This window comes from Anaerobiospirillum sp. NML120448 (assembly GCF_023050945.1).
GTDB lineage: Bacteria > Pseudomonadota > Gammaproteobacteria > Enterobacterales > Succinivibrionaceae > Anaerobiospirillum.
Map to the genome: position 1 here is coordinate 23967 of NZ_JALKIM010000039.1, position 9366 is coordinate 33332.

7 protein-coding genes are annotated in these 9366 nt (G+C 40.1%); 2 read left to right on the forward strand and 5 right to left on the reverse strand.

What is annotated here, in order from left to right; all coding sequences use genetic code 11:
• Positions 1-10: 10 nt before the first annotated feature.
• Positions 11-1327, forward strand: a complete 1317-nt coding sequence (locus MXE38_RS07705; protein WP_246913686.1) for a methyltransferase domain-containing protein — start codon at positions 11-13, stop codon at positions 1325-1327.
• A 573-nt stretch (positions 1328-1900) separates the two neighbouring features.
• Here the strand turns inward: MXE38_RS07705 and leuD are convergent.
• The 5 genes from leuD to MXE38_RS07730 form a co-directional block, all read right to left on the reverse strand.
• Complete coding sequence (gene leuD, locus MXE38_RS07710; RefSeq protein WP_246913687.1) at positions 1901-2512, reverse strand: 3-isopropylmalate dehydratase small subunit; 612 nt, start codon at positions 2510-2512, stop codon at positions 1901-1903.
• Between the two features lie 384 nt (positions 2513-2896).
• The gene (gene leuC / locus MXE38_RS07715; RefSeq protein WP_246913688.1) at positions 2897-4315 is read right to left on the reverse strand and encodes a 3-isopropylmalate dehydratase large subunit; all 1419 of its coding nucleotides are present in this window, start codon (positions 4313-4315) and stop codon (positions 2897-2899) included.
• 70 nt (positions 4316-4385) lie between these two features.
• Positions 4386-5471 (reverse strand): 3-isopropylmalate dehydrogenase, encoded by a 1086-nt coding sequence (gene leuB, locus MXE38_RS07720; protein ID WP_246913689.1) that lies wholly within the window; start codon positions 5469-5471, stop codon positions 4386-4388.
• 316 nt (positions 5472-5787) lie between these two features.
• Positions 5788-7395 carry a 2-isopropylmalate synthase gene (gene leuA, locus MXE38_RS07725; RefSeq protein WP_246913690.1) on the reverse strand — a complete coding sequence of 536 codons (1608 nt, stop codon included), beginning with the start codon at positions 7393-7395 and terminating at the stop codon, positions 5788-5790.
• Positions 7396-8040: 645 nt separating this feature from the next.
• Positions 8041-8382 carry a hypothetical protein gene (locus tag MXE38_RS07730; RefSeq protein ID WP_246913691.1) on the reverse strand — a complete coding sequence of 114 codons (342 nt, stop codon included), beginning with the start codon at positions 8380-8382 and terminating at the stop codon, positions 8041-8043.
• A gap of 198 nt (positions 8383-8580) precedes the next feature.
• On the opposite strand from MXE38_RS07730, the gene MXE38_RS07735 reads away from it, so the two are divergent.
• Positions 8581-9366 (forward strand): transposase family protein (locus tag MXE38_RS07735; protein ID WP_246913692.1); only part of this gene is annotated, 786 nt, incomplete at its 3' end.

Genomic DNA, 9366 nt, shown 5'->3' on the forward strand with positions numbered 1-9366 from the left:
GAGTTGGAAAATGAGCACTTATACAGAGCATCAGAACTTCATTACTTATTCTACTAACAATTGCTGCCCTATCTGTGGTAGCACTAACTTTACCATTGGTGAGGAACGAACCGAGATTGCTCAGTCTATTCCAATGAAAGCAGAGGAAATCTATCAACAATCTTTAATTAAATTTACCCCTGCCTTGTGTGAACATTGCGGTATGTCTTTTAATGTAAAAGGCTTATCCGATGAAGCTCGTAATAATGTCTGTTTGAATTATCAATTCATTCGCCCATCTCAAAGCGTTGGTGCCAAAAACTATCTAACCTATATTGATGAGGTCAAAAAGCACTTAACAGGCAAAGATAATAAAGTGCTAGAAATTGGTGGCTATGATGGCTTTTTATTAAGAGAGCTGAGCAAAGATGGTTATCAAGATTTAACTTTAATTGATCCTTCTGCCAAAGTAGATGATATTGATGAGCAAGTTTTACCTAATATCAAAACTACTGTTGGTTTCTTCCCTGGCGATGATAGGGTCTATAAGCAGCGCCTTGAGAATACTAGCTCTGAGTGTCAGCTTTATGATGTTGTGGGCGCTAAAGATGTAGTGCAAATGGTTCCAGATCTTTTAAGCTTTTTTGAGGGCTTAAATGCGGTATTAAAAGTCGGCGGTATTGCTGTTTGTTGTAGTGTCCCTCTTAATGCTATGCATGCTTTACAGCAAAGCCATATGGGATTTAATGCTTATCACTACTTAGCAACTCAATATGGTTTTGAGCTACTTGAGAATTATAAGAAGCCTGAGAACTCTTATATTGTCTACGTTTTAAAGAAGGCCATTGACCTTAAAAGCTCCACTGAGCAAGAAATTGCTGTTTTTAGACAAGAGCATAGCCTAAGCAAAGAGAGCTTTGATCATTACCAAAATATTGCCCGTCAGCAACTTAATGATAAAAGTGCTATTAGCACTAAAGCTTCTCAAAAGCTTAGTAAGATTTTTAAGTCTGCCCAAGACATTGTAATTTATGGTACAGGCTTCTATACCTTTAACTTGTTAGACTGTTTAGATAAGTCCTACTTCTCCTTAGCCAATCAAGCAGATAAAGCTAAACTTACCTTAGTTAACTCTACTGAGGCTAATGAGGGTTACCTTTATATGTTGCCTGATAGCTCCACTATCACAGTACACTACGCTAATAAGCACTTAGCTAATCGCAATATTGAGGTTTTAGTCTTAGGCGTACAAAATCCAAACTTTAAAGACGAAATATTAGCCAACTTACAAGCCATTAATTGCAACTGTCAGCAAATTATTTACCTACCAGATTTAGAACAAGACTAAACGTCAACTGATAACATCCTTTATGGTTGGAGGATTATTAGGGTTGGTAATTAGGCTGGTATTAAGCCCTACTAACCCTCTAATAGCTTTAAAAGCCAAGGCTTAGCCATGGCTTAGCCATGGTAATGGACATAGCCATAGCCATAGCCTATCTAAAGCGAGCGGGCGAGCATACAAAAGTATGAACGCAAGAGCGAGCAGCTTAATGATGGGACTATGGCTTTTTATTTTTAGTACGAATTTAATTCAGGCGCTATCATAGCGCCCGCCCCTGCTGTGCTCAACATAATTGAAGCTTGGTTTGACAAGCTTGCCATCCTACAACTTCAAGGCTTAAGAGCAGCAAACAAGAAAGAACTTGAGCGCTGTATTATGGATTGCATAGAACTTATTAACGAGACTCCAATAGCTCATCGTTGGAAGTGCAACCTAAATGATATAGACGTTTAAGTTAACCAACGCTCAAAGCAGCACAAGCGCCTGTTAGGGCGCTTGTGTGCTTGGTTTGTTTGCGCCTGTAATGGAGGTGGCGCTTGTTGGGGCTTTGCTTTGCTTAGAGCCTGGGCTCTAATGTTAGCGGTGAGGGGTTAAAAAGCTTGGAGCCTTGCTCTCAAAGGCAGTGATGTCATCATTGTGCTTTAAGGTTAAGTCGATGCTATCAAGGCCATTTAAGAGGCAGTGACGGTAGAACTCATCAAGCTCAAAGCTATAAGTCTGACCATTACACTTAACAGTCATATCCTCAAGGCTAATGGTAATTTTCTCACCAGGGTTTTGCTCTAAGAAAGTAATAATGTCATTAACCTCAGAGGCAGTGAGCTTTACTGTTAGTAAGCCATTACCCAGTGCATTGTTATTAAAGATATTGGCAAAAGAAGGAGCAATTACCGCTCTAAAACCAAAATCAGTTAAAGCCCAAGGTGCGTGCTCACGAGAGGAGCCATTACCAAAGTTATCTTGAGCTACCAAGATGGAAGCGCCCTGGTACTCTTTTTTGTTTAAATTAAAGTCAGGGTTTAACTGAGTTTCAGCATCATCTAAATAACGCCAATCATGAAAAGCATGCTTACCAAAGCCTTCTCTGGTAGTAGCTAACAAAAACTGCTTAGGAATGATCTGATCGGTATCGATATTAGCTGAGTTTAAAGGTACAGCCACACCTGTATGGACAGTAAACTTTTCCATAATTAACCTATAGGTATTAAATTCTTTGCAAGCTAGCCTATGAGATAGTACTCTTACGGCCTCACGCTCTTATGCTCTTATGCACTTACCTGCACTTACACAACCTTATACAATATTGCTCAACCTTGTTAGCAAGACTCTATCTTAGGCTTTAGTTCTGGCTTTAAGGATTAGCCTTTGCCAGAGTCTAGGCGCTACATAGCGCCGTTTAGTGTTGCGCCTGTTTAAGCGTAGCTTTAAGTTGCGCTTTGGGCATTACTAGGTAAAAGCATTTATTCTTTGGGTTGCTAAACGTGGCCGCCCAGTTGGGCAGAGCCAGCGCAGCTGGTTCAGCGCAGCTGGACAAGCACAGCTGTGCTCAGCTGCGCTGAGCGCAGCGGAGGGCTAGTCTTCTTCTTTGTCTTCGATGAAGTCACGCACATCACATAAGCAACCCTTAATGGCACAGGCAGCTACTGAGGCTGGGCTCATTAAGTGGGTGCGGGCGCCTTTGCCCTGACGACCAACAAAGTTACGGTTAGAGGTGGAGGCTACACGCTCACCTGCTTGAGCCTTATCATCATTCATAGCAAGACACATAGAGCAGCCTGGTAAGCGCCACTCAAAGCCTGCATTTTTAAAGATCTGATCTAAGCCTTCTTTTTCAGCTTGATCTTTAACCCATTGAGAACCAGGTACAGCTAAAGATCTTACCCATGAGGCAACCTTACGGCCTTTAATAATCTCAGCGGCTGCTCTAAAGTCCTCAATACGACCATTAGTACAAGAACCAATAAAGGCCACATCAATACGAGCACCTGCTAATTTCTTGCCTTGCTCTAAACCAATGTAATCTAAAGCGTCAACCAAGCTCTTCTTAACGATAGGATCTTTAATGCTATCGGCCTTAGGAATAGACTTACTTACGCCCATTACCTGGCCTGGGTTAGTACCATAGGTAATTTGAGGCTCAATATTAGCAGCATCGATATCTACTACCTTATCAAAGACAGCATCGTCATCAGAATAAAGGGTCTTCCAATACTCAACTGCCTTATCAAATTCCTCGCCTTGAGGGGCCATCATACGGCCACGTAAATACTCAAAAGTAGTCTCATCAGGAGCAATCATGCCAATAGGAGCACCAAACTCAATAGCCATATTGGATAAGGTCATACGACCTTCCATGGACAGATTGCTAATAGTTGGGCCACAAAACTCTACGGCATAACCAGTACCACCAGCAGTAGTGAGCTTACCAATGATGTATAAGATTAAATCCTTGGCATATACACCCTTACGCAGACGACCATGACAATAGATTTTCATAGTCTTTAAACGGCCTTTCTTTAAGGTTTGGGTGGCCATAACATGCTCAACCTCAGAGGTGCCAATACCAAAGGCTAAAGCACCAAAAGCGCCATGAGTAGCAGTATGGCTATCACCACAAACTAAAGTAGTACCTGGTAAGGTAAAGCCCACTTGAGGGCCGATAATGTGAACAATACCCTGATTAGGATCACCTAAACCAAAGAGCTTTACACCAAAGTGCTTGGTGTTTTCAATCAAGGTTTTAATTTGCTCTTGAGCCATAGGGGAGCAAGCTTCAATAGTGCTGTGCTCGGTGGATACATCATGATCCATAGTGGCCAAGGTCAAATCAGGTCTTCTCATCTGACGGTGAGCTATTTTTAAGCCAGAAAAAGCCTGAGGTGAGGTAACCTCATGTACTAAGTGACGGTCGATATATAAGGTTGGTAATTCACCTTCAGCCTGATACACAATGTGGCTGTCATAAACCTTTTGATAAAGTGTTTTACCCATAATCTTTAAACTCAATTAACTTGCTGTTTGCCTATTAACTTATTAACAATTAGCACCTTGAAGCGCTCTACTAGAGACTATTGATAGCCTCAACAATGGCATCACCCATTTGGGCAGTAGTAAGTGATGGAGCGCCTTTTTCTACCAAGTCACCAGTAAACTTACCCTCAGATAAAACCTTGCTAACCGCATCTTCAATCATACGAGCGGCAGCCTCTTGCTTTAAGGAGTAGCGCAACATTAAGGCAGCACTTAAAATTTGGGCAATTGGGTTGGCAATGCCTTTACCTGCAATATCAGGAGCAGAGCCGCCAGCTGGCTCATAAAGACCAAAATTGCTCTCATTTAAGCTTGCTGATGATAATAAGCCCATAGAGCCAGAAACCATGGCCACCTCATCAGAGAGAATGTCGCCAAACATGTTGTTGCATAAAAGCACATCAAATTGGGATGGATCTTTTACCAACTGCATAGTAGCGTTATCTACATACATGTGGTTGAGCTCTACCTGCGGATAGTTTTGGGCTACCTCTTCTACAATCTTGCGCCATAATACTGAGCTGGATAATACATTGGACTTATCAATAGAAGTTACCTTCTTATTGCGAATCATGGCACTTTCAAAGGCTACCTTAGCAATACGCTCAATTTCATAGCGGTGGTAAATCTCAGTATCAAAGCCTTTTTCCTCTGGGCCCTGACCCTCAATACCCTTTGGCTGGCCAAAGTAAATACCACCAGTAAGTTCACGAACACATAAGATATCAAAGCCACGAGCACTAATATCAGCACGTAATGGGCTTAAGTGTTCTAAGCCCTTGAAAATACGGGCAGGACGGAAATTACAAAAGAGCTTAAAGTGCTTACGTAATGGTAATAAAGCAGCACGCTCAGGACGCTCATTAGGAGGTAAGTTATCCCACTTAGGGCCGCCTACGGAGCCAAAGAGCACAGCATCAGATTGCTCGCAAGCTTGTAAGGTATCATCAGGTAAGGCACAACCCTGAGCATCAATAGCAGCACCACCTACATTCTTATAGTTGTACTCAAGCTCAATACCTACTTTAGCTGATACGCAATCTAAAACCTTAATGGCCTCTGACATAACTTCTGGGCCAATACCATCACCAGGTAAAACAGCAATCTTAAAGCTCATTTATCTTTCCTAAAAAATCTAGTTTGTTACCCTATCTCACCACTAATCTTAAGTAATCTAAATCTTAGCTGCGTGTGCCATTATGCGGTTCACAATGGCTTTATTACTTGCTGTCTTATGGTTTAAGACTAACTTAAAAGCTAATTAAAACTTATTGGTTAATAAGCTTTAACTTTGGTGCTAAGACTTAATTTTTTGATTGCAAACTATGTTCTTTGTGCTGTGAGATTAGGGAAAAATGTTCGTTTGTCTAAGGCTTAAGCTGCATTAAGTGTCTTTTTTAAGCTTAAGCCTTCATGTTAACTGTTATAGCTTGTTATGGCTGAGCTACAGTGTCTTTACCAATGAAGCCTTCGCCATGTGGGGCCTGACCTTGCTCTTTTTCTTTTTCGATAATTTGAGCACGGTAAATACTGTTACAGGCATGGACAAAGGCTAAAGCTGAGGACTCAATGACATCAGTAGATAAGCCACGACCGTAATACTTGCGTCCGTTGTATAAGACCACTACGTCTACCTGGCCTTGTGCATTCATACCCTCAGAGGTAGCAGACAAGTTGTAATCTAAGAGCTTGCACTCAATATTGGTCAGGCGCTTAATGCAGTTAAATACGGCATCTACAGGGCCATCACCAGTACCAGACTCAGTAATAGTCTCGCTACCAATAGTCATCTTTACAGAGGCGGTTGGGATAACACCTTTGCCACCACACATAACATTTAAATTCTCTAAAGCAAATTGGGTTTGCTCTTGCATATCGTGGGTAAAGAACAATAAGGCTTCTAAGTCGTAATCAAATACTTCACCCTTACGATCAGCCAACTCTAAGAAGCGGCGATATACTTCATCTAAGTTGAAAGTATCATCGCTGTAGCCTAATGCATTTAAGCGTGACTTAATCATGTGACGGCCAGAGCGGGCAGTCATATGTAAATTGTTCTCCTTAAAGCCTACGCTCTCTGGAGTAATAATTTCGTAGGTATTTCTATTCTTTAAGACACCATCTTGGTGAATACCAGAGCTGTGAGCAAAAGCATTAGAGCCTACAATAGCCTTGTGAGGTGGTACCTTTTCATTACAAATACCAGCTACCATTTGAGAGGCACGGGCAATATTAGTAGGAACGATATTGGTGTATAAGCCCCCAAAATACTGACTACGAGTACGTAAGGCCATGGCAACTTCTTCTAATGAACAGTTACCAGCACGCTCACCTAAACCATTAACGCACACTTCAACCTGACGAGCACCATTTTGTACTGCTACCAAGCTATTACCTGTAGCCATACCTAAATCATTGTGACAGTGCACGGAAATAATAGCATCATCAATATTAGGCACTCGCTCGAATAAGGTCTTAATAATATTGCCAAATTCTGATGGAATGGTGTAACCAACGGTATCAGGAATATTTACGGTACGAGCACCAGCCTTAATAGCAGTCTCAACCATACGGCATAAGTGGTCAATAGGAGTACGGCCTGCATCCTCACATGAAAACTCAACATCATCAGTATAGTTACGGGCTCTCATTACAGCAGCTTTGGCCATTTCACAAATATCATCAAAGCTCTTACGTAACTTATCTTGTACGTGAATATCAGAGGTAGCAATAAAGGTATGAATACGATAGCGCTCGCAATTTTTCAAAGCGTCACGCACAGCATCAATATCCTTGTCTACAGCACGAGACAAACCGCAAGGAACGGCACGTTTTAAGTTTTCACCAATTAACTTAACCGCCTCAAAATCGCCAGGGGAGGAGATAGGAAAACCAGCCTCAATAACATCAACACCTAATTGCTCGAGCATGAGGGCAATTTGCAACTTTTGCTTATGGTTTAAAGACTGTTGTAATGCCTGCTCGCCGTCACGTAAAGTGGTGTCAAAAATGATAACTCGATTTTTGTCGATGTTTTCCATAATGCTAACCCTTATCCTCTTGACCTATCTTTAATAAATAGCACCTTATGCTTAAAAATTAAAAAGGGCTCTAGTTTTCTCTAGGGCCCTTTGTTGTTCTTGTGCTACAAGAATGACTAATCTAGTCGCAATAAAACCCTAGCAACTCCTATTAATAAGTCGAAGTAGTAGGATAATAATGCTCATGATCTAGTCCTTAAAAAATTCGATTCGTTTTGAGTTATGGTCTTCTAAATTAAAAAACAACCATAAATTTGTTTCTTGTTTTTAGCTTACTAATATCTAGCTCAACGCACAATTTAAACTTTGATTAATACCAATATTTGCACCACGATTTATCGTAAATTTCCCTTTTGCACCTTTTACAGTCCTAAAATGCATCACTTTGATCCAATTTTTTTAGCTCACTTACCAAAATTTAGCATGCACCAAAACTAACTTTGTTCCTTGGTATGTTTAAGCCAAATTTAAAGCCCACCACACCAAGCGCCCGCCCCCTGGCTATTGGTTAAATTGAACCACTAATATAGTTAACCAGTAAAATTGTGGAAAAGCACAAAACAATTAACAAATTAGGTTACCTCTTTGGTTCGTTAGTTTGTAATGGGTTTTCACTTTAATCAGTAGGAACTCTTTTCTGTAAGCTTAATATTGTTGTTTTTTAGCCACTGTTGCATGAAAAAAATAAGTTGTACCAGCTGCTTTATCTAACAAAGCGATAGTCCATGTCTGCCTGCCTTTCAATCTATTTTCAAGCTCACAATTATGGAAAAAGCCAGCATTTACTAAGTCATCAGGACAAAGACCAAACAAAGCATCAATCAAATGATAAACCTCAGCAAAGCATTCCTTCTTTTTACGCCCTCCTGCATTTGTTCGCAAAACAACGTCAAAATCTCCACCAATGATAGCTTTAAGAACTGTTCTTACACTTCTAGTAGATAAACAGGCACTTTCTGCAATTTCTTTTACTAAATTACAGGTCATAGCTTTGACAACAACAAGACATCGTTTGAGCCAATACAAAGTATTTTCACGAGATAGGGCAAACTCATGAAATGATAGAGATCACACTTTAAAAGTATGCTGCACCAATATTGTGCTTGATGTTTTGTTTATAGAAGACATAAGTCTATACCAAATATAATTTGGAAATCTTAAAAAAATAATAAGGACTTATGTCAAATGAATTTTATACCAAAAGCTGGATTAAGTGCACTGTTTAATAATAATTCTAACGAGCAACCTAAAGATCAAGATTGCTCTAGTCAGGAGCTTTCCTTTATTAAAGATGAGACTGTTGATAATGACCGCATCTTAATTCAAGAAATTGAAAGAGAGGCTAAAGAGGCAGCTACTATCAAGACTATTGAGTTCTGTCCTCGTATACTTGCGGTTATTCAATGTGTATTTAGTGCTTTTCATAAAGAGCTATCTAAAGATGACAACCGTCAACATTCAAAAGTTTTGTACCCAGTACCTACAGTTTTAACTATAGCTATGATTGCACGCTTGTGTGGCTATCTTAATGCTACCGATATAGCGTTGTTTTATAACAACTTTCATTCAATGTTATCTCTATTTGTATGTGGCATGCCCCCATCAGAGCACCTAATTAGCTCTGCCACTGTTTCAAGAATTTTAAGTTTAATTCCTAGTGAAAAATATGAGGACTTATTTAACAAATACTTTGGCTCAAGACTTGGTCATAAGAAGTTTAAAAGAGAGCTTAACAAGCTTAGAATCATAACTTTTGATGGGCAAGAAAATCGTGCAGGATATGTTAAAGGAAGTCCTAATAGAAGAAAGAAAGGCAATCACATAGTGTCTTGTGTTGATGGAGCAACAGGGCTCGTTTTGAAGTTTATTAATGTTTCTAAAAAGAATCAGGAAGTTAAAGCTTTCTTAGAAATGCTAGCTGAAATACCAGATGCATCAGGAATGCTTTTTACCTGTGATGCTTTAAACTCA